The 21,651-nt window shown below is 55.6% G+C and carries 19 protein-coding genes; 8 read left to right on the forward strand and 11 right to left on the reverse strand.

The window, feature by feature from the left end; genetic code table 11:
* Window positions 1-32: 32 nt before the first annotated feature.
* Window positions 33-830 (forward strand): inositol monophosphatase family protein, encoded by a 798-nt coding sequence (locus tag KUC_RS01865; protein ID WP_007111376.1) that lies wholly within the window; start codon window positions 33-35, stop codon window positions 828-830.
* 75 nt (window positions 831-905) lie between these two features.
* On the opposite strand, the gene ykgO is transcribed toward KUC_RS01865, so the two are convergent.
* Window positions 906-1,046: a type B 50S ribosomal protein L36 gene (gene ykgO, locus KUC_RS19195; RefSeq protein ID WP_007111377.1), complete on the reverse strand. Its 141-nt coding sequence runs from the start codon at window positions 1,044-1,046 to the stop codon at window positions 906-908.
* 11 nt (window positions 1,047-1,057) lie between these two features.
* The gene (locus tag KUC_RS01870) at window positions 1,058-1,327 is read right to left on the reverse strand and encodes a type B 50S ribosomal protein L31 (RefSeq protein WP_007111378.1); all 270 of its coding nucleotides are present in this window, start codon (window positions 1,325-1,327) and stop codon (window positions 1,058-1,060) included.
* A gap of 257 nt (window positions 1,328-1,584) precedes the next feature.
* Between KUC_RS01870 and KUC_RS01875 the strand changes: the two genes are divergently transcribed.
* Window positions 1,585-2,352, forward strand: a complete 768-nt coding sequence (locus tag KUC_RS01875) for an ABC transporter ATP-binding protein (protein WP_007111379.1) — start codon at window positions 1,585-1,587, stop codon at window positions 2,350-2,352.
* A gap of 123 nt (window positions 2,353-2,475) precedes the next feature.
* On the opposite strand, the gene KUC_RS01880 is transcribed toward KUC_RS01875, so the two are convergent.
* The 5 genes from KUC_RS01880 to KUC_RS01900 all read right to left on the reverse strand — a co-directional run bounded on the left by KUC_RS01880 (window position 2,476) and on the right by KUC_RS01900 (window position 9,283).
* Complete coding sequence (locus tag KUC_RS01880; RefSeq protein WP_007111380.1) at window positions 2,476-4,128, reverse strand: multidrug ABC transporter permease/ATP-binding protein; 1,653 nt, start codon at window positions 4,126-4,128, stop codon at window positions 2,476-2,478.
* Between the two features lie 155 nt (window positions 4,129-4,283).
* Window positions 4,284-5,372 carry a DUF1513 domain-containing protein gene (locus KUC_RS01885; RefSeq protein ID WP_007111381.1) on the reverse strand — a complete coding sequence of 363 codons (1,089 nt, stop codon included), beginning with the start codon at window positions 5,370-5,372 and terminating at the stop codon, window positions 4,284-4,286.
* A gap of 3 nt (window positions 5,373-5,375) precedes the next feature.
* The gene (locus KUC_RS01890; protein ID WP_007111382.1) at window positions 5,376-6,401 is read right to left on the reverse strand and encodes an imelysin family protein; all 1,026 of its coding nucleotides are present in this window, start codon (window positions 6,399-6,401) and stop codon (window positions 5,376-5,378) included.
* 23 nt (window positions 6,402-6,424) lie between these two features.
* The gene (locus tag KUC_RS01895; protein ID WP_040479209.1) at window positions 6,425-7,879 is read right to left on the reverse strand and encodes a di-heme oxidoreductase family protein; all 1,455 of its coding nucleotides are present in this window, start codon (window positions 7,877-7,879) and stop codon (window positions 6,425-6,427) included.
* A gap of 93 nt (window positions 7,880-7,972) precedes the next feature.
* Complete coding sequence (locus tag KUC_RS01900; protein WP_007111384.1) at window positions 7,973-9,283, reverse strand: imelysin family protein; 1,311 nt, start codon at window positions 9,281-9,283, stop codon at window positions 7,973-7,975.
* Between the two features lie 206 nt (window positions 9,284-9,489).
* Here KUC_RS01900 and KUC_RS01905 point away from each other — a divergent pair, with 206 nt between their 5' ends.
* The gene (locus KUC_RS01905; RefSeq protein ID WP_007111385.1) at window positions 9,490-10,356 is read left to right on the forward strand and encodes a LysR family transcriptional regulator ArgP; all 867 of its coding nucleotides are present in this window, start codon (window positions 9,490-9,492) and stop codon (window positions 10,354-10,356) included.
* Between the two features lie 204 nt (window positions 10,357-10,560).
* Entirely contained in the window at window positions 10,561-12,366 is a 1,806-nt protein-coding gene (locus tag KUC_RS01910) for a diguanylate cyclase (RefSeq protein WP_007111386.1), read from the forward strand.
* Between the two features lie 22 nt (window positions 12,367-12,388).
* Here KUC_RS01910 and KUC_RS01915 read toward each other — a convergent pair whose 3' ends face one another.
* The 3 genes from KUC_RS01915 to KUC_RS01925 all read right to left on the reverse strand — a co-directional run bounded on the left by KUC_RS01915 (window position 12,389) and on the right by KUC_RS01925 (window position 14,142).
* A complete protein-coding gene (locus tag KUC_RS01915) occupies window positions 12,389-12,946 on the reverse strand; it encodes a cytochrome b (protein ID WP_040479212.1) in 558 nt (185 codons plus the stop codon).
* A 98-nt stretch (window positions 12,947-13,044) separates the two neighbouring features.
* A complete protein-coding gene (locus KUC_RS01920; RefSeq protein WP_007111388.1) occupies window positions 13,045-13,239 on the reverse strand; it encodes a tautomerase family protein in 195 nt (64 codons plus the stop codon).
* A gap of 30 nt (window positions 13,240-13,269) precedes the next feature.
* Window positions 13,270-14,142 (reverse strand): LysR substrate-binding domain-containing protein, encoded by an 873-nt coding sequence (locus tag KUC_RS01925; RefSeq protein WP_007111389.1) that lies wholly within the window; start codon window positions 14,140-14,142, stop codon window positions 13,270-13,272.
* A gap of 101 nt (window positions 14,143-14,243) precedes the next feature.
* Here KUC_RS01925 and KUC_RS01930 point away from each other — a divergent pair, with 101 nt between their 5' ends.
* A complete protein-coding gene (locus KUC_RS01930) occupies window positions 14,244-15,122 on the forward strand; it encodes a DMT family transporter (protein WP_040479215.1) in 879 nt (292 codons plus the stop codon).
* A gap of 130 nt (window positions 15,123-15,252) precedes the next feature.
* On the opposite strand, the gene KUC_RS01935 is transcribed toward KUC_RS01930, so the two are convergent.
* Entirely contained in the window at window positions 15,253-16,698 is a 1,446-nt protein-coding gene (locus KUC_RS01935; RefSeq protein ID WP_007111391.1) for a hypothetical protein, read from the reverse strand.
* Window positions 16,699-17,022: 324 nt separating this feature from the next.
* On the opposite strand from KUC_RS01935, the gene KUC_RS01940 reads away from it, so the two are divergent.
* From KUC_RS01940 to KUC_RS01950, 3 genes are all read left to right on the forward strand, one after another.
* The gene (locus tag KUC_RS01940) at window positions 17,023-17,403 is read left to right on the forward strand and encodes a septal ring lytic transglycosylase RlpA family protein (protein WP_040479218.1); all 381 of its coding nucleotides are present in this window, start codon (window positions 17,023-17,025) and stop codon (window positions 17,401-17,403) included.
* 221 nt (window positions 17,404-17,624) lie between these two features.
* Window positions 17,625-18,623 (forward strand): NADP-dependent oxidoreductase, encoded by a 999-nt coding sequence (locus tag KUC_RS01945; RefSeq protein ID WP_007111393.1) that lies wholly within the window; start codon window positions 17,625-17,627, stop codon window positions 18,621-18,623.
* A gap of 250 nt (window positions 18,624-18,873) precedes the next feature.
* Window positions 18,874-21,414 carry a glucose/quinate/shikimate family membrane-bound PQQ-dependent dehydrogenase gene (locus KUC_RS01950; protein WP_007111394.1) on the forward strand — a complete coding sequence of 847 codons (2,541 nt, stop codon included), beginning with the start codon at window positions 18,874-18,876 and terminating at the stop codon, window positions 21,412-21,414.
* The last annotated feature ends 237 nt before the right edge of the window (window positions 21,415-21,651 follow it).

Consider the following 21,651-nt stretch of genomic DNA (forward strand, 5'->3'; position numbering starts at 1 on the left):
ACTAAACACGATGAATGTTCAGGGGTAACACAATGCTCGACAGCAGCAATGACCTACTCGAAACGGTAAAGCAAGCCGCCTATGAGGCTGGCACCCTGCTGCGCGAGGGGTATTCGCAAAAGGGGCGAATTGCCTTTGAGCAAAAGGGGACGTCAGATTTTGTCAGCTACTACGATACAGCAGCGGAAAACATCATTATCGACTGTATCAGCAGCGCTTTTCCCGATATCGCTTTCTTGGGCGAAGAGAGCGGACTTACACCCACCGATAGCGACTATACCGTCATCATTGACCCACTCGATGGCACCAGCAACTTTCTGCATGGGGTGCCTCACTTCTCTGTCTCAATCGCGGTCACGAAGGGCGAGGAGCTGATCATCGGTGTTGTCTATCAACCGCTGCTTGATGAAATGCTCTGGGCAGGCCAAGGCATCGGCGCCTTCCTTAACGATAAGCCGCTCACCACGCCTGATGCACGGCCGCTAACAGAGATGCTGGTAAGCACCTGCCTGCCCTACCACGCTAAAGGCGACTGCACGACGACCATAAATCAACTCGCCGTGCTAATGCCCCAAGTGGCTGGCATCCGCAGCCCAGGTTCTGCGGCGCTGGAGATCGCCTATCTCAGTCTAGGCCGCTTTGATGCCTTTTGGTCTCAAGGCGCGGCGCTTGAATTTTGGGATATCGCCGCCGGTATAGTGATTGCCCGCGAGGCTGGCTACACCGTCACCGACCTCGCGGGCAAACAGAGCCCTGGTCAATGGAGCAGCATACTCGCGGCACACCCCGAGCGGTATGGCCAACTGCTAGGGTGTTTAAAGGCCTGCTGATAAATAAGCAATATGCTCTTTTAGCACACGCTTTTTTAGCGGACGCAAACCGCCACAGTTGAGCCCACGCCCAGCTTATTTCTTGTTCTTTCCTCCCTGGCGCGCCTTGAAGCGGGGGTTGGCCTTGCAAATAACGTAGAGCCGCCCGCGTCGTTTGACCACTTGGCAACCGGGATGGCGATTTTTGGCGGACTTGAGTGAGCTAAGTACTTGCACGCTATTCCCCCCTATTTGGTGTTAGTCGATTGGCGCGAAACCGCACCGAAACGCTGCTGGAAACGCGCCACCCGACCTTCAGCGGAGACTCTGCGTTGCTCGCCGGTATAGAAAGGGTGAGAAGCGCTAGAAACATCCAGGTCAATCACTGGGTAGGTATTGCCATCTTCCCAGACAATCGTCTGCTTTGAGGTGCAGGTAGAACGGATCCGAAAAGTCGCGCCGCAGCTGGTATCGCGAAACACCACGTAGTCATAGGCAGGATGAATCCCCTTTCGCATGTTCGACTCCTTCAATAAAATTGATATAAGATAACATATCAATTAAACATGATTCTCATTAGCGTGTAAAGACTGGCATTTAGCCATGTTGACTGCCCGAGAAACGCCTTACACAGTGATAGTTCTTATTGATGGGCCGAATTTCCCACAGAGCGCCCCCAGTCTCGGCATAAATTTTTTTATTTTTTTGTTAAAAATGAGAACCATTAGCACTAGAATGGAGGCATTCTTATTAACCCTATCGCCAGGAGTCATTCATGTTCGAGGTCAAAGGCGCTACCTTTGAAATCAATGGCAAGCCGATTTTAAATCCCATCGACCACAGCTTTCATGAGGGCAAAGTTTACGGCCTGATTGGCCATAACGGCTCGGGCAAGTCGACGCTGATCAAGATGATGGCGCAGCAACAGCCGACCAGCCAAGGTGAGATTCACTTTGATCAGCGCCCGCTGAATAATTGGGGAAATCGCGAGTTCGCCCGCCAAGTGGCCTACTTGCCCCAGCATTTGCCCAGCGCTGAAAGCCTTACCGGGCGAGAACTGGTGGCTTTTGGCCGCTACCCTTGGCACGGTCTGCTAGGGCGCCACACCCAAAAAGACAAAGACGCTATTGACCGCGCCATTGCCCTCACCCACACAGAGGCCTTTGCCGACCGTTTGGTCGATACGCTCTCCGGTGGTGAACGTCAGCGGGTGTGGCTGGCCATGCTACTGGCGCAAGGCAGCCGCTTTCTACTCCTTGATGAGCCACTTGCAGCGCTGGATATCGCCCACCAAATCGAAGTGCTGGCACTGATCCGCAAGCTGTGCGATGAACTCAATCTTGGCGTTATTATCGTATTGCACGATATCAATATGGCCTCGCGCTACTGCGACGAACTGATGGCGCTGCACAGCGGCCGCCTGCTGGCCCACGGCGCCCCAAACGATATGATGTGCGACAGCACCCTAGAAGCGATTTATGGATTACCCATGCAGGTCATAAGACACCCCAACGGAGAGCACAATATTGCCGTCGCGCAATGAATCAAGGCATACCAACGCGCTAATGCCTGTGCTATTTAGGGGCAGAGTTTGATACCTGTGGCACCTTTTCGCTGGACGGATGCGGCCTACAAGCGCGCCAAACAGGCCGCCCGTTAAAGCGGTTTAGATATTTATTTGCGCGACAGCATCTTCACTTGCGCGCGCACGCTGCTCGCCTGTTAGCTCGCTTAACTGCCCCTTCGACATCTCCAGCAACCGGTCGGCGTGGACGAAGTAGCTGTCGTCATGGCTGATAGCAAACACGGTTTTACCCATGGCTTTTAAGTGTGGTAACAGCTCGCGGTAGAACAGGCGCCGGAACTGCGGGTCTTGGTCCGCCGCCCACTCGTCAAGCAGCAAGATATCGCGCTTTTCGGCAATCGCCAGCAATAGCGCCAAGCGTTTACGCTGGCCTTGGGAGAGCTGGGTGTTGATAACGCGATCTCCCTCCCACTGCAGTTTGTGCTGCATCTGCAGCCGCTCAAGCCAAGTATCGACAACCTGCGGATCAGCGGGCAGCCCTTCAGGGCCCATGGTCTGATCAAACTGGTGGAAATCGGTAAACACGCTGGCAAAGCGTGCGCGGAATGCTTCCCACTGATCAGCAGTAACCACCTGCCCATCAATCTTGATAGTACCGCTTTGGGGGCGGTATAAACCGGAAAGCAACCTAGCCAGGGTCGATTTACCGCTGCCGTTGCCGCCGATCAGAAACACCTGTTCACCGCGCTCTAGGGTCATATTAAGCGGCCCTACCTGGAAACCCTCGCCTTGGGCAGTGTTGGGGTAGTGGTAAGTGACCTCCTCCAGCTCAAGGCGCTGCCAATCGGCCAGCGTATCGTCTACCGCAAAGCTTGACTGGTACTCGGCTAGCTCCAGGCTGCTCAATTTATCAAAGGCCACTTGAGCACTAATTAAGGTTGGCCAGGCGCCCACCGCCTGAATCAGCGGCGTGCGCAGGAACAGCAGCGTCAGCGCAAACGTTGAGGCTACCGTGGTATTGGCCCAACCCAACCCATTTGAGAGGAAAAACACCACGCCGATGGCGCCCAACATCATAATGTTAGACCAGTTATTAGCGCTTAAATGATAGGTATCGGCGCGGATAATGTGGTGACGATAGTCGCGGGCATTGGCGGTATAACGCTCATCATAGAAGCGTCGGGCACGGTCGCGGTTCAGCGCCAGCTCTTTGCGCCCTTCTATGGCTGCCTGGAAATCTTTATACAAACTGTCTTCGCTTTCACGCACGAGGCGAAAGTGGCGATACACCCGCGATACCAGCACCCAGCCCACGCCCATCGTAAACGCGATCCACAGCACGGTGATCACCACCATTTGCGGCGATAGCCACGCCAAATAGGCCACCGAAGCGAGCGTTAGTACAACGCCTTGAATCAGCTCCGGCAGGCGCACAAAACCAATGGTGATATTGCGCACATCGCTGGACAGGCTGGCAAGCAAGGTGGCGTTGCCCAGCTGCTCCAGGCGCTCAATATCGGTGTCGAGAATCCGCTTCACCAGCCGCGAGCGCAGGTCAAACACAAAGTGGTGCCCAAGCACGGTCAGCGCCAACTGCGTGCTTAGCGTAACCGCCAGTAGCACCGCCAGCAGACCTAGAAATTGCGGCAGCGCGGCCATACTGCCTACTTCAATAAGTCGTTGATTGATAAACGCAATCACCCCCACGCCTAAACCAGCGCTCAGTAGACTTAAAGCAATGGCGCCTAAAAAGGGCCAACGGTAGTGATGAAATACTAAGCGCAGCAGTTCCATGGGACTCCTTGCCTTCCTGTAAAGGGCGCTGAAGTCTATCAGCAGCAGCTCTTGCCAAGAAAGCGTTATGCAACAGGGTTAATCAAGATGGCTAATCGAAATGGATAGTCGAAATGGATAGTCGAAATGGCTAATCAAAATGGTGCTACGTGCTATCAGGTCAGATGGTTATCCCAGCGGAGTTCCAGGCTGGCAAGCAGCTCGGGCGCTGACGTGCCCGGCGTTACACGGTAGAGCCCGCCCTGGCCGGAGGAAACCAGAAAGCCGCCGTTACCATCGCAGCGGGCACCAGCGGCGTCGGGCAGTGCCAGGTTGGCATTCAGACGGCCTTGTTCAGCATCCAGCAGCAGTACCCTGTTGCCGCGGGGTGCGGTAATCAGAACGTTGGCCGAAACACGGCTAAACGCGACGCTAGCAATGTAGTGGTGCAGGCTGGCGGTGACTTCATCGGGCAGCGCCAGCTCTGAAAAGCGCCCGGCGGCATCCAGGCGGCAAATCAACGGATGGGTTTCCCACTCGGGGCCTTCAAACTGGTACCCAGCGACTACCGTGCCGTCCGCTGCCACGTCCAGATGACGGCAGCTTAGCTGGTGGTGCGAAGGCGTGTGACGGGCCAGAATTTCGCCGCTGTGGCGATCCAGCAGCAGCAGCGCCGGGGCCATGGTGTCCAGGTTGAGCTTTACCCGGCCGTAGTCGGGGTGTGTCTGAATGCCGCCCAAACCAATCACCAGGGTGTCACCCTCCGGCATCAGCCGAAGCTCATGGGGGCCAATACCCTCCAGCGGCATGTCGCGCACATGGGCGTAGTCGTTGGCAGCGTCGTAAACCCGCACCAGTCCGGCGCTATCCGCCAGACGGTTGGCGGTGACATACAGGTAGCGCCCACTCAAGTCGAACACGCCATGGCCGTAGAAGTGATAGCCCTCCCCGGCAGCGATGGTGTGGGCGAGTTGGCGGCTGTCGCCATCGATCACGTACATCCGCGTACCGGGGCGGCGGGCAAACAGCACCGCTTGGCGGGAATCAGGCCGCAAACAACCGCCGTGGCAGCGCTCGGGCACCTCAATCATAAAGCGGGTCTGTCCATCCAGCGCCACCCCGGCGATAAAATGCCCGCCGCTGGGATCATCCACCGCGCTAAATAGCCAGTCCACCTCCTCACGGGCGGGCAGCGCCCAACTCAGCGGCGTCAGCGCCATGGCCACGCTGCCCAGACCCACCTTGAGTATCTGGCGTCGCTGCATGGCTTAATCCCCGTCGCTAGAATTAAAGCCGCGTACCAGGCCAAGTTCGCCTGCGATCTCGTTACCCAGCAAATGGCGCAGCTGGCTGATATCAAGGTAAAGCGACTGCAGGCCGCGAAACGCCGCTTCGTCGTCCAGGGCAGGCACCAAGCCCGGCGACAGCTCGCTAGCCTGGGCAAGCGTCTTATCCAACTGATCACGAAACGCTTCGGCGAGGGGCAGCGCATCGGCCTCGCGAAGCAGCGTGGTGAGGCCGGGCAGGAAGCCGGTACGCAGCCCCTCCAGGCTGCTCTCTACCAAACGAACCGTTTTTCCGCTACGCCAGGCTTCGGCTAAGTAGCCGTTGGCAGGTGCGCCTTTGAGGCCCATGGGCTCGCCAAGGCGTTTATCTTCGAGTATTTCGAGGGACTGGATGGCGCTCGCCAGCGTGGTCTCAGTGTAGTCAGCCGTCTCAAGATAGTGCTCGCCAAAGGCCTGCCAGTCGCGATGCAGCGCACTGGTGGTATCCGCGAGATGCGTCGTGATAGCCTGCATCAAGTCGCAGGCGGCAGGCTCGCTTAGGACCTGATCGTCCATGGCGTCGTCATAAAGCAAGTACTCAAGGGCGGGAAAGCCCTGAATCGCCACGCTGTCACTGGCGATATCCTCGACATCCGGCGCGTCGGTTGCTTTCAACCATATGCCCACCTTGCGGCCCACCAGGTTTTTACGATCTGGCCAGAACTGCAGCTGCCAGCCTCGGCTATTTTGCTCGACCGGGCCGAACTGGATAAAGCGCACCGCCTGCCAGGCTTGATAAGCGCTCATCCAGTCATTTTCCAGGCGCTGTCGGAGCGCCTCGTCAGGGCTCTGGCAAAAGCGCGCAGCGCTTGCTTCCAGGCGCTCTGAGGCGGCGCTCAGTTCAGCATACTGAAGTTCCACCGCGCCGTGCCACATTTCCCGCGACGTAGGGGTGTCCGTAGCAAAAGAGAGCGGTGTCGCGAGTAGCGCGCAGGCCAGGAATCCCAGGCGGCGAAGAGAAGCGATCACATAAACTCCTTATCAACAATGAGTTACAAGGATTCAAGGAAACGAACAAGTTCCGCTCGCTGGTCGGCGGGCAATTCGCGATAGGCCTGGGTGGCACTTTCTGCCTCACCCCCGTGCCAGAGAATCGCCTCCTCCAGAGTGCGGGCGCGACCGTCGTGGAGAAAACCCGCTCGGGGATTAATCGTTTGGGCCAGGCCAATACCCCACAGCGGCGGGGTGCGCCATTCGCGGCCATCGGCCTGGAACTCGCTGCGATGATCGGCCAAAGCGTCGCCCAGATCGTGAAGCAGCAGGTCGCTATAGGGCCATACTTCCTGATTTGCTAGCGCCGGACGGGTAGCATCCGCAGCGGTGCGATGACGGGGCGTGTGGCAACTTGCACAGCCCAGCGCGTTAAATCTCTCAGCACCCTGTTTCACTGCTGGGTCACCCATATTGCGGCGCATCGGCACCGCCAGACTGGAGGCGTAGAAAGTGACGAAGTCGGCTATTTCATCGCTGACTTCAGGCGTTCCGCCATTGGGAAAAGCGTCGCACCCCTGGCTCTCCATGCAGTCGGTTTGCGGTACCAGGCTGGAGGTCAACCCCATATCTCCTGCAAAGGCGTGCAAGCCCTGCTGTTCAATGCTGGGCTCGCCAGCTTTCCAGCCGAAACGCCCCATTACCGTGGTGCCACTGCGCGCATCCCAGACCTGATTGGCGCGGCCTGAGATGCCGTCGCCATCCGCGTCATCTGGGTCAGCGGCAGCCATCAAGTCGGCTTCGGGGATTACCTCTAACAGGCCTAGGCCAATCATCGGCGGCGCCAGCCGCGGTGAGGTCTGTAGTGTCTCGGGCAGTTCTCCGTAGGCGGGTTCGGCAATCGAGTAGAGCGGCTCCTGCAGGGTAACGCTAGTGCCATCGGCAAACGTCACCTCCCGGGGGTGATACTCGATCAGCATTTTGGCCTCTGGCTGCGCGCCAGATATCGCCGCCGTTTGTAGCTGCAGGCCATAATTGGGCACGGGAAGCGCACCGCGCTGTTCTAGCGTCGCTGCGTCTGCTTCGCTAGAGGGCAGAGAGAGACGCAGAAAAAGCGCGATAGGGTTTTCATCGCCCGTCGGAGGATGTCCCCGGCCATCTTTTATATGACAGCCCTGACAGCTATTGGTATTGAATAGCGGGCCCAGGCCATCGCGGGCCTCGGTGCTGGCGGGGGCGGCCACCCAGGGGTTACGGAAGAAGCTATTGCCAACGCTGAAATCCAAACGTTTGGTCATCGACATATTACCTAGCGGCAGCGAGTAGGCGTTGTGGTCGAACTGCTCCACCGACCCATCGCCGCCGCTCATGGGCGTCGTTTGGATGGGGGGGTAATCTTGGGTAGGTGACTCGGCAGCCTGCAAGGGCGTTGCCAGCAGGGCCAGCAAGAAACTGCTGTGGGCTAATGTGCAGGGCAGCCACTTGGCTTGGATAATACACCGGGGTAAGCGGTACATGGCGATACCTTGAGAAGGATGATGCTGAATAAAAAGCAACAGAGCCGCTCGATAGTAAAACTATCGGCGGCTCATGGTAGACGCTCGTTCGGTCTAGAACTGGTGACCGGCGTCATCAGGCTGCAAGGAGGTGACGCCCAACTCACCGGCGGCTTTTTCAAGCGATCCGGTTTGTGCCACCAAAGCTAGAATCGCGCCGTTGATCAACTCGCTGCCCTGCTCGTTACCCGGCGCGATCATCATATCGAAGGCCATTGGTGAGCTTTCCGACTCGGCCGCCTGCTTGATGGCATCGAGTCGCGCCATGGTAGCGTCAAGCTGTTCACTTAGGTTGTCGGCAAGCGTTTCATCCTGTTGGGCCAACAGGTCTTGCAGCGAAGGCCCCTCGACCACGCTGCCGTCTAGGCGCTGGTAGCTGCCGGTGTAGATATTCTGAATACCCTGACCGTTGTAGTAGTGAGAGTTGTGGGTATTGTCGCTGAAGCAGTCGTGCTCATCCTCAAACGAGTTGGCTTCAAGCGCGACCTTCAAGCGTTCACCGGCCAGTTCACCCAGGGACAGCGAGCCCATGCCAAACAGCATGCGACGTAGCCCCTCTTGATCGCTTTCCGCCAGCAGCTCCTGGCGATAATTACCTTCAGTTTCCGGTGCCCACTGGGCCACCATCCACTCAAGATCATCAACAAGCAGGTCGGACACCGCGTTCAGGTAAGTGCGGCGGCGATCGCAGTGGCCATGGGTGCAGTCATCACCGGTTTGAAAATCACTCACCGGCCGCTCGCCACTGCCTGCCTCAAAACCATTCAGATCCTGCCCCCAAAGCAGAAACTCAATGGCGTGATAGCCGCTGGCGACGTTGGCTTCCGAGCCGCCAATTTCGTTAAGGTCGGCGAGGAGTTGCGGGGTGATCTTGCTAACATCCAGGGTTTCTCCGCCTACCGTGATGCGCTCGTTGGCAATGATATTAGCGGTGGCGCCTTCGTTGCCCAGTTCATATTGGTAGTCATCGCCTTCAACGTAATCGATCATGCCCTCATCGAGGGGCCAGGCGTTTAGCTGCCCTTCCCAATCGTCCACCACGGCATTGCCGAAGCGAAACACTTCGCTCTGCTGATAAGGAACACGCGCTTGCAGCCAGGCGTGTTTGGCGGCCGCCAGGGTCTCGGCAGTGGGATTGGCCAGCAATTCGTCGATGCGCTCGTTCAATGTCTGGGCGGCACTCAGTGCATCGGCGTAATTGGCATGAGCCAGATCGGCGTAGTGATGAACCACGGCGTCTGCACTAAGAGTATCGCCTGCAGCGGTGTCGGCAGCAGCGTTGTCAACAGCAACTGGGGCAAAAGGCATCAGCGCGCTAAGCGCAACGATGCCTGCAAGAGGGCGACGGAGCATGATGGCGGGCATTACAGTGTCCTTTAGGCTGTGGCGTTACAGGAACTACTAAAATAAGGTGCTAAGGCATCTAGCTAGGATTAGTGTTGCGCCTCAAGCTGGAATGTAATTCATTGCCTTATGAGATTCAATACCATTTAATCTCATAAGAGAGCGCGACAGGGTTTAATCATCTTTTTTTGCTTCACGTCACTTTTTGCTGCCCAAGGAACACCGCCATGCTGGATTACAAACTGCTTCATGCCTTGGCGACCGTAGTGGAGTGCAACGGTTTCGAGCGCGCAGGCGATGTGCTGGGGCTCTCGCAGTCGGCAGTCTCCCAGCGCATCAAGGCACTGGAAGTTCGCCTTGGCCAGCCGGTGCTGGTACGCCACCCTCATCTAGCCCCCACCCCTGCAGGCCAGCGACTGTTGACCCACTACCAGCAAGTACAGCTATTAGAGCGAGACTTGCGGGGCTCCTTACCCACACTGGATGACCAGGCACCGCGCCTGCGTATCGCTATCAATGCGGATAGTTTGGTCACCTGGTGGGCTGAGGCCATCGCGACTATCTGCCAGCAAGAGGGTGTACTGCTGGATCTGGTGATTGAAGACCAGGATGTCGGGCTCAAGCGCCTGCGCGATGGCGATGTAGCAGCCTGCCTGTGCGCCACGCCACAACCGATTGCCGGGGCACGTTGTGTCGCTCTGGGAGAAATGCGCTACCACCCTTTGGCGACACCGGCGTATATCGAGCGCTACTTTCCAGAAGGCCCTTCGGAGGAGAACTTTCAGCGTGCGCCAGCCATCGTCTTCGGTCCTCACGATCAATTGCAGCATCGCTTTCTGGCTCAGTGCGGTTACCACGGCCACTTTCCTTATCACCTATGCCCATCTTCAGAAGGCTTTGTGCGCTTAGCCGCGGCGGGGATCGGTTACGGCATGATGCCGCAACTACAGGTTGGCGAATTAATAGCGAGTGGCCAACTGGCCAGCGTTGCTCCCGGCCATTTTTTGACAGTGCCACTATATTGGCATTTTTGGCGCCATAGCGGCCAACTAATTCAACAACTTACAAAAAATTTAAGCCAAGTTATGACTTAAGCATGAGTTTTTTAAACGCTATTTTTGGCCAAAGCCGACTACACTCAAAAGGCTTATCGTAGGCACAGGGAAATTGAGTTGCTTTTGGGCGGGGTGGCATGCAAACCGCATCTGAGCGCTATGTCGACGAATTAGCGGCCCCCGGTGGGTAAGGGAACCCAGGGAACAGCGAACGGGGTAATAAAATCAAAAAAGCGATGCCCTATGCATGCACGACGTTTAACAACGGGTGTTTACACCGGTTTATTGCTGCTGCTTGCGGTTTATTTTATGCCGTGGGCTCAAGCAAATACACTCCTATCCGCATCGCCGAACCAGGCGAGCTACTCACTTACCCCTTATAACGAGTTCTGGCTAGCCGACGAACAGTCTTTAACGATTAACGATTTACTCAGCCAACAGCGTACTTTTCAGCGAACGCACCAAGCCCAAGATTTAAATTTCGGCTATACCCGGGGTGATGTGTGGCTGCGAACTCAGGTACGCAATGACTCACCGGAACCCCAACGTTGGATAGTGGAGTTTGAATACCCGTTCTTGGATTACGTTACCCTTTATACGCTTCGCCAACAGCATAGCGATGTGCAGCATAGCGGCAGTGCAGTTCCCGTTGAACAGCGCGCGCTCGCTCGCCGTCAGGCAGTTTTCCCTCTAGAACTGGCCGCCCACGAAACCGTCACGCTGTATACCCATGTAGCTGCCTCAGGCAGCAAGATGCTTAGCTATAACTTATTAACGCCAGAAGCATTTTATACCCAGAACGATCGTCATAATTTTTGGCTGGCCACCTACTTCGGCATGCTACTGGCGATGGGCTTATATAATTTACTACTATTTTTTGGCTTAAAAGAGCGCGTATTTCTTCACTACTCGCTATTTGTCGCTGGCTTTGGGCTCGCCATTCTGGCGTTTAACGGCATTGGCACACTCATGTTTTGGAGTTTTCTGGGTGAAAACACGTCACGCCTGGTGGCGCTCGGTTTCACCTTTGCCTCTACCATGGCCACGCTATTTGCGCAGAGTTTTCTTAATACAGAGGCGTACTGCCCACGCTGGCATCAAGTATTAAGCACCTTTCGCAATTACTGTTGGCTGGCCGTCATTGCCTCGCTACTGCTGCCCATTCCTGCGGCCCTTCACCTAATGGATGTGACGGGTTTTATGGCGGCTTTACTGCTCCTGATATGCGGCAGCTACTGCAGCCTACGGCGGGTACCCAGCGCTCGACTGTTCGTGTTTGCGTGGTCGATATTCCTGTTAGGTGCAGGTGTCTTTGCACTACGCAACCTGGGCATACTACCGGCTAATTTTATTACCCTACATGGTATTCAAATTGGCTCCGCGCTAGAAATGTTACTGCTCTCGTTTGCGCTAGCATCGCGCTTCAACAAACTTAAACGGCAAAAAGAGCGGGCTCAAGCCGCTATGTTAACTGCGCTTAAAAAGCAGGAAGCCGCGCTGGAGCAAAAAGTCGCCGCCCGCACTAGAGCGCTGGAGCATTTAGCCAACTGCGATATGCTGACCGGTTTATTAAATCGCCACGGCTTGGCGCGCTGCGCCAAAGAAGCTCTGGAGCGTAATCGCCAATATAGCCAGCGCCTAGCGTTACTGATGCTCGATCTAGATCGCTTCAAACCTATTAACGACTGCTACGGCCATGAGGCGGGAGATTTTGTATTACAACAAATAGCTAAACGAATCGCCCACCTGGCGCGCACGGGTGACCACTGCGCACGCTTTGGCGGTGATGAATTCATTATTATCATGGAAAATATCGAACCAGACGATACCCTTGAGAATATACAGACCCGTATCGCTGAAGCCATTCGTTCACCGATCAAACTCCCCTGCGGCGAGCGAGTCAGTGTTAGCGTGAGCATTGGGGTAAGCACTTGTCAGGAAACAGACGACGCCACTCTTGAGAGCTTACTGCGAGAAGCCGATAGCCATATGTACGCTGTCAAATCACGCCAAGCAGCAAAGTGCTATCGCTACGGCTCGGCGAGTTAGTCTTTAGCCAATGTATTGGCCGTTAATCAAATAAACTCATACGCTTCATAACGTTATCGCGCTTGATTTTCCAATGGAATATAGCGCCGGCGACGTGCAGTACCACCAAACCTAAAATGACCCACCCCAGGCGCCCATGCCACATAAAGAGTTGCTCAGACAGCTGCTCGCGCTCGCCAATCAACCCTGGCAAATGCCAATTAAAAAACTCCACTGGAAAGCCGCCGCTTGCGGTGGCTGCCCAGCCCAACAAAGGCATAACAACCAGCGCAATGTAGAGCAAATGGTGCACACTTGTACTGGCAATCCGCTCTAAGGTATTTAGGGGCGGTTCATGATCGGGCACCACAAAAGCCAAACGGGTAATAATACGTAGCGTCATTAACAACAGTATCAACACACCCAGCGTCTTATGGCTGGTATACAGTATGTTCGTGAGCATATTGCCGACTAGAGCGACTGTGCGTTCATAGCCCAAAAAGCCTAGCGTTAAACCGCTGGCCAAAGAGAGCAACACCGCGCCAGCCACCAGCCAGTGCAGCACCCGATGCGGGTAGATATAGCGATCCAGTTCGTGCATGTTGAGAGCTCCTAACAGCGAATTCATTTGCTTTCTAGTCTAGTCAGTAACGCTCCCTTGCGCTGATTAAAGCACTACACGACCATCAACGGTAAGCATTACTTAGGCTTTGTGCGACCGATACCTAGTTCACCGCCTTTCGACCAATTCTCACCATTTATCTCTTGAAAAAATACCTGCACGCTTTGCGGATCGGTGCCATACACCTCGGTAAAGGCGGTGGTAATACGTTTTGCCAACTCTCGTTTCTGCTCGACGTCACGGGGGAACTGCTGAATAGTCACAATGGGCATTTAAGACTCTCCTGGGGTTAAAAACCCACTTTATAGCGCTTGTTCGGGCACTGCCAGCTGCTCGCGTATTAACTCTCCCAATCGACGCGCAGGCTCCGAAGGGCGGTGCGGCGCCCGGTGCAGCGCCAATTCAATCATCGGCAGCGCAGGCAGCCCGCTGCTCTCTTCCAGCGGCCTCAGCGCAGGGTTTAGCATGCTGCGAGTCACCACCACAATGGCCAGCCCAGCGGTCACAATCGGCGCCAGCCCTGCCATGGATTGACTGGTATAGGCAACACGCCAGCTACGCCCGGCTGATTGCAAAGCCTGCTCAGCCACTTCACGAAATACGTCTGCCCCCGGTGAATAAAGTGCCAGTGGCAGAGGGTCACTAAGCAGCGGCTGCCGGTTCATACCGACTGCCCACACCAGTGGTTCACGACGGATAACATCACCGCCCGGTGAATTGCGCTGCCGGGTCACCAGGGCGAGATCCAACTCTTTGGCCTTAACCTGCTCAACGAGATGTGCGCTGGTGCCACAGATTACCTTGAGCCCCACGGCGGGGTAGAGCTGATGAAAGTACGCAAATACCGAGGGCAGCAGCGAGGCGTAATCTTCAGGAATGCCGAGGGTCAGATCCCCTGTTACCTGCCGCGCTTGCATATCGCTCCACGCGTCATCGTTAAGCGCTAATAGCCGCCGGGCATGGTTAAGTAAGCGTTCACCTTCTGAGGTAAAGCGTATTCGTCGCCCTTCCCGCTCGTGCAACGTGAGCGATAGCTGCGCCTCTAACCGCTGCAGCTGCATGCTCACGGTGGACTGAGTGTACGCCAACCGTTTCGCGGCCGCGGTCACGCTACCGGTGTCCGCAATCGCCACCAGGGTGCGCAGCAGGGTTAGGTCTAAGGTGGGTGCACGCATATATCACCAAGCTTGATAAAAACGATCATAAAAGATCGATGTTGTGATGCATTGATGATGAGTATGCTGCTCGGCACATGCTCAAATCAAGGAGAACTCTTATGCATCCCGTTCACTCCCCCGCGGTATTCCCACGTTGGTACAGTGTTGGTGCGGCGCTGGTGGCCGTGATGCTTTGGAGTGCGGCACCGCTGCTGGCTGAGTTTGCCAAAGCGACACCGCCCTTGCAGCTAACCGCCGTTACCTTGTTAGCGGGATCATTGGCAACGCTACCGTTAAGCCGCCGCGTTAACGTCGCCGCCTGCGGCGCGGGTTGGCAGCTCAGCGTGTGGGTGGGCATCCCACTTCTCATCTTTGGCGCCGTAAGCACCTACTTTATCGGTATGCGGTTAGCGCCCGCCGCCGAAGCAGCGCTAATTACCTACACTTGGCCCGTGCTGTTTGTGCTGCTCAGCCAATGGAGCCGTTTTGGCCGCCTGCGCATCGCGGGGGTTGTCGGCGCCCTAATTGCGTTTTCAGGCGCGGCGCTACTGTTGGTTCCTCAAGCCATCAGTGGGGGCCTGGGTGGCGCCACCACAGGCTACGCGCTAGCACTGCTGGCCGCATGCTGCTGGGCAATCTATTCATGGTTAAGCCAAGCAGCGCCAGTGGCGTTAACGCCGCTGCTGCCGCGGCTACTGCTCATCGCCTGTGCTATTGCCTTAACCGCGAGCCTGGCACTGGAAGGCACGCTAGCTTTTCCCAGCGGGGAGGCATTGCTGGCAGGTATCGCGCTAGGATTAGGGCCTTACGGAGTGGCCATGGTGGCGTGGGATAAAGCGTTGCGCTGGGGGCACGCTAGCCTTGTAGGTAGTTTGGCGTATGGCGTGCCGATTCTGGCCGCTCTGCTGCTGGTACTGGCAGGCATGAGCGTGCTCGACTGGCGTTTACCCGCCGCGGCAGTACTAGTGGTGGTTGGCTGCCTCAAAGCTGGCCGCTGATGCACGTCACAAAACGTTTATAGCGAAGAGTCGATAGCAAACAAAACTTAAACGCCCTTGTCGCAATCAGCAACAAGGGCGTTGTTAGTTACTTATCTCTTTCTTACCGACTTATAAAATCGCCGAAGCATCAAAGCTCTGGGGGAATATCTGTCGGCGCCATCTCAAGGCTTAGTTCAAATAAGCCGCTACCGGTAGCGCTAAAGCCGCGTGCGCTCACCGTGTAAGTGCCGGGCAGCAACGACTCTTGAAGCCGTGAGTCGGTACCGCCCGCGCCGTCGTCATCGCTGGCGACAAAACCTTGGCCACTAATCTCGATAAAAGTATCAAAATCGGCAGAGCGCATTTCCAACGTGACTAAAGAGCTCTCCGCTACCTCTAGCTGATACGTCAGCGGTTCTCCGCTATACCAACCGTTCAGCGCTTCACCAGGGGTAAGTGTGCCTTCATTGCGCAGATCAACATCTGGCATATCACGCGGCTCCATGGAAAGCGTAAACATGCCGCTGCTCTCGCCATAGGCAGTACGTGCCGTTAACTGATACTCACCGGGGGCAAGAAAATCAGCGATGCTAGCGTCCAGATTGCCGGCACTATCATCATCTTCGCGGTAGTAACCGTTAGGTCCCTCAAGCACCAGATAGGAATCGATGTCACTGGAGCGCATCTCAATTTGGTACATGCCGGCTTCTTCTACCTCTACTTGGTAGCTAAGCTCCTGACCACTAAACCAGCCGTTGAGGGAGTCCTCGGGAGTGAGCGCTCCATCATTGCGTAGCTCACCATCACCCGGTAACTCGTGAGGCTCTACTGAGAGCGTATAAACGCCATTGCCATCACCGTAGGCGCTGCGTGCTGTAAGGGTGTATTCACCCGGCTCCAGGAAATCGGCAATGCGCGCGTCTAAATCACCAGCACTGTCGTCGTCTTCACGAGCGTAACCATTCGGCCCTTTAATCTCCAGGTAGGCGTCGAAGTCGTCAGAGCGCATTTCCAGTTGATAGAGGCCCGCTTCTTCTATGTTCAAGGTGATTTCACGGGCATCCCCTTGCAGCCAACTATCGATTGGCTCACCCACTGTCACGGTGTCGGCATCCGTCAGCTCAACGGTTCGGCTGTCAACGGTAAACGGGCCATAGCTGTGGGCATCGGCTCCGCTAACCACCACCACATAGTCACCGCTCTCCTCAATACGGTGACGAATGATAGGTGCATTATCGAGTAGCTGAAGCTGGTCGTCATAAAGCGCCAAAACGCCCTGCAAGGCACCATTGAGAGACACCTCAACAATCTCATCCTCTTCCAGTGCGATTGCGTAGCGCATGAAGCGGCTGCCATCGTTACCATTCAGTTCGCTGGCCGAAGTTATTTCGCCACGCAGGCGCTCATCAAGCGTAAGCTTTTCAAGGCCAACAATAGCCTCGGCAACAGACGGTTGATCAATTGTCTCAGCGCTTTCGGTAGCCGCTTCATCGACGGTCTGCCCCGGCAAGGGAATAATTTGAGCGGCGAGAAAACCAACGGCTGCGCCACCAACCGCCACCAATACAAACGTAAACGAAGAAGATCTAGCCATGAGCAGTTCCTTGTTGAGTCGCAATGACAATTATTAATTAGATAAGCACTCGTGATTATAAGATGCTTACTCAATTTAAGTGAGCGTTTCATGAAAAATACTGCATTGCACAAAAGTCTTTCTTGATCCATTTCACACCTGCACTGATAAGTCACTGAAACCCAAGGCAACATAAGTAGAGATTAAAAAATCTTGAAATTGAACCTATCTGCATCGATCTTCTCAAAGCTTGCTGACTCGTTGCGACAAGGGTAGTATCGAAAGGCCTATCAGGCACCTCATCAAGAGTGTGGGATTCGCAACACGCAAAACCGAGGTACTCCTATGGGAGCCCAAATACGACTGATCCGAACGATTTGCTTGGCAGCAGTAGTAGTAAGCAGTGCTGCCAACAGTGCTTTTGCACATGAGACAGAAACGCAGGAAGGCGTTGCCTCCTTTTACAGTGACCGCTTTCAAGGCGCGACCACTGCCAGCGGAGAGCCCTTTGACCAGCAGGCATTGACCGCCGCGCATCCGAGTTTGCCGTTTGGCACGAAGGTGTTGGTGACACGCCCGGACACGGGGCAAGAGGTAGAAGTACTGATCAATGACCGCGGCCCCTTTATTCAAGGACGCATTATTGATTTATCTAAACGCGCGGCTGCGAAGCTTGGCATGATTCGCCGCGGTACAGCGCCAGTGATGGTAACGCTGTTGGATTAACGGATAACACATCCTTGATTGTTGTGTGATACCCCTTAGCCTAATCAATGCGACAGCACACAAAGCACCATTAACACAAGACAGCAAACAGACAGGGCGACCAGCGATGGTTCGCCCTGTTTTCTTATGCGGCTTACTTCTCGATACATTAACGAACTTGCAAGCAGGCTAAGTGTCTCTATGCTGCAAGGAGTTCAACACGCTATTCGCAGGAGGCACTTATGCAGTCACAATTTTATACCTTGACCGATTACCCCAACGGCCTACCCGACCGGGCGCTATTCAAACTAGAGACACAAACGCTACCCGAACTGGCCGAGGGCGAAGTGCGCATTCGTAACCACTGGCTTTCCGTCGACCCCTATATGCGCGGTCGCATGAGCGGTATTCGTACCTATGTGGAGCCGTTTGAACTCGGCAAGCCGATGGAAGGCGGCGCCATTGGCGAGGTTATCGAGACCAATGATTCAAGCCTAAAAGTGGGCGACAAAGTCAGCCATATGGGCGGCTGGCGGGATATTGCCCAACTGCCCGCAGAAGGCGTCACAAAGCTACCCGACATCGACGTTCCCGAGCAGGCCTATCTGGGTGTGCTGGGAATGCCCGGCATGACCGCCTGGACAGGCCTCAACCTGATTGCTGAATGCAAGCCGGGTGACAATGTACTGGTTAGCGCGGCTAGCGGTGCAGTAGGCTCCCTGGCAGTTCAACTGGCCAAAGCAAAGGGCTGCCATGTGGTCGGTATTGCAGGCGCTGCTCATAAGCTGGCCTGGCTTGAGTCATTGGGCGTTGAACCGGTTAGCTATCGTGACCGCACAGCACAGGAGTTAAGCGACGCCATTAAGCTCGCCAGCCCCAATGGTATCGACGTCTATTACGAAAACGTCGGCGGCATCTGCCTAGAAGCGGCACTTAGCCAGCTAAATGAAGGCGCGCGGATTGCCGTATGCGGCATGATCGACAGCTACAATGCCAAAACACCTACCCCCGGACCCAGTAATCTCGCACAGCTAGTGGTGCGCAAAGCTAAGATGCAGGGCTTTATTGTTGCTGACCACTGGGCTAGCTACCCCTATTTCCTGAACGAAGTAGCCCCCCAGGTAGCGCAAGGTAAGCTTGTTTACAAAGAGACAGTGAAGGAGGGCCTGGAGAGCACACCTGATGCGTTCCTAGCTCTGTTTGACGGTGGCAATACCGGCAAAATGCTGGTCAAGCTATAAACCCCACGCCTTCTACCCAACCCTACCGCGGCATCAACTATGTGGCGGTAGGGTGTACCCGCCTTAGAAAAAACCATCAAATCGTTAGACCAATAGCGAATTGATTATTAAAATCATTAATTATAGCGGTGTGTTTTAACCCATCGGCACTGCCGATGGGTTAAAACGCGTTGTCGTTTCGTCGCTTGGCTCTTCAGGCTAGGCAATTATAGTCCGTTGAAATTTATACGTTTTCACAAGGGGACATCTCATGGAAGAAAACACGCGCGATCACGGTAAAGGGCCAGCGATAATCGTTGGCCTGTTACTACTTATTGTCGGCTTGGCGCTCGCTTTTGGCGGTAGCAAGCTCGTCAGCGTAGGCGGCAGCGCTTACTACTTAATTGCCGGTCTTAGTATTATTGTTTGTGGCGCTCTATTTGCTCTGCGCCGAGGCGCCGCGCTGTGGCTCTACGCGCTGATTCTTTTCGCCACCTTGGTGTGGGCATTGTGGGAGGTTGGCCTCGACTGGTGGCAGCTAGTGCCCCGCGTCGCCATTCTCTGCTTAATCGGCATTCTGCTGCTCCTGCCCTGGTGGCGTAAACCGCTGCATTCAAAAGGCGGCAGTCTGGCGCTTATTGGCAGCATTGCTGCCGCGGTTATAGTGGCCATTTCCAGTCAGTTTAACGACCCCGGCACTATCGAAGGGTCGCTGGCGAATAGCGACACATCAGCCGATAGCGTCAACCCTGCCCAAGTGGCGGGCGATGACTGGCCCGCCTATGGCGGCACCAATGCGGGCACCCACTACTCTTCCCTTGATCAAATCACCCCGGACAACATCGACGAGCTTGAAGAGGTATGGCGGATTCAAACCGGTGACAAAGCGGGCCCCAACGCGCCCCCCGAGATCACCAATCAGAATACCCCGCTAAAAGTGAACGACAGCCTGTATATCTGTACGTCCCACAGCCGGGCAATGGCACTATCTCCTGAAACTGGCGAAACCCTGTGGGCATTTGACCCCGAGATCAGCACTATGGGTGCAGATGACTTCTCTGGCTGGGCGCACATGACCTGTCGTGGCCTCGCTTACTACGATGCGGCCAGCTATTCAGGTACTGAGAACACACCTAACAACGAAACGGCTAACAACGACGCTACCCCAAGCAGTGCTACAGCGCTCTCTTTTGATATCTTCGATAGCAACGACATTTTCAGTCTGGATCTCTCCTTCTTGTCACTGATGTTTGGTGTCGAAGAAGAAAACGGCACGCCACAGCCAATGCTCAGTGAAACCGACGTTATGTGCCCACGCAGGCTCTACTTGCCCACGGCAGATGCGCGCTTGATTGCGCTGAATGCCGACACGGGTGAGCGGTGTGCCAACTTTGGCGATAACGGCGAAATTGATCTCACCAACAATATTGGCGATTTCTCACCGGGCGGTTACTACTCCACATCCCCTGCTACGGTGACCGAGAACCTGGTCATTCTAGGCGGCCACGTCACCGACAACAGCTCCACCGACGAGCCTTCCGGTGTTATTCGTGCCTTTGATGTGCATACAGGTGAGCTGGTGTGGAACTGGGATAGCGGCAATCCCGACAACACCGATCCGTTGCCAGAAGGCGAAACCTACACGCGCAACTCCCCCAACGTATGGGCACCGATTAGCGTTGATGAAGAACTGGGCCTCGTTTACCTGCCCATGGGTAACGCTACGCCTGACCAGTATGGCGCCGACCGCACCGAGAACGACGAAACTTACAGCGCGGGACTGGTAGCACTTAACGTCGATGACGGTCAGGTGGCGTGGGTTTACCAGTTTGTGCATCACGACCTGTGGGATATGGATACACCTGCGCAGCCGGTACTGATTGACCTAGCCACCGATAATGGCACCCAGCCCGCGGTTATTCAGCCGACCAAGCAAGGCAGCCTATACGTACTAAACAGGGAAACCGGCGAGCCGATTGTGCCCATTGAAGAGGTGCCTGCACCTCAGGGCGCCGTAGAAGGCGACTGGACGGCCGAGACGCAGCCGCGCTCAGCGCTCAACCTGCTGCCACCGCCGCTCACCGAGCGCGACATGTGGGGCGCTTCACCGCTTGATCAAATGATGTGCCGCATTCAGTTCAACTCTTTGCGCTACGAAGGCCAGTACACACCGCCTTCGCTGGAAGGCAGCATTATATATCCGGGCAATGTCGGCGTAATGAACTGGGGCGGTGTTGCCGTTGATCCCGAACGCCAAGCGCTGTTTACCGGGGCTAAATATTTGGCCTTCGTTTCCACGCTGGTACCCCGCGAAGAAGTCGAAGAGGCTGAAGGCTCTGCCAGTGAGCAAGGGCTGCAAATTAATGCAGGCGCGCCCTATGCCGTTAAGCTAGGCCCGCTACTTTCAGTGCTCGGCCTGCCCTGCCAAGCGCCCTCCTGGGGTGACGTTGCGGGCATCGACTTGCAAAGCAACGAAGTGGTATGGAAACACCGCAATGGCACCACCCGCGACAGCATGCCCTTCGGCCTGCCGATTGGTTTGAACGTGGGTGTACCTGCACTAGGCGGCCCGTTAACCACCGCTGGCGGTGTGTCATTCTTAAGCGGCACGCTGGATCAGTACCTGCGTGGTTACGACATCACCACTGGCGAAGAGCTGTATAAAGCTCGCCTACCTGCAGGTGGCCAAGCCACACCAATGACCTACACCGGCAAAGATGGCCGCCAGTATGTGGTCGTCACGGCGGGTGGCCACGGTACCTTTGGCACCAAGATGGGCGATTACGTGATTGGCTACGCGCTACCGGAGTAACCGGTTAGCTTAGCGACGTATAAGGGTAATCGCTAACGAGAACGGGCGGCCTCATCAATGAGCGCCGCCCGTTTTTATTTATAAAGCCTTTAAAACTTCTCTCTAGGAGGCTGACCGGCTTGGCCGATCGTCGCGAGAAGAACGGATTTTGAGCCAAATTTATCGATCGATTGAGGCGAATAGCGCGCCATTTAAGGAAATCGATCGAATAAAGTTGGCCAAAATACCGGGATTCGC

The sequence above is a fragment of the Vreelandella boliviensis LC1 genome (genome assembly GCF_000236035.1).
Classification (GTDB): Bacteria; Pseudomonadota; Gammaproteobacteria; order Pseudomonadales; family Halomonadaceae; genus Vreelandella; species Vreelandella boliviensis.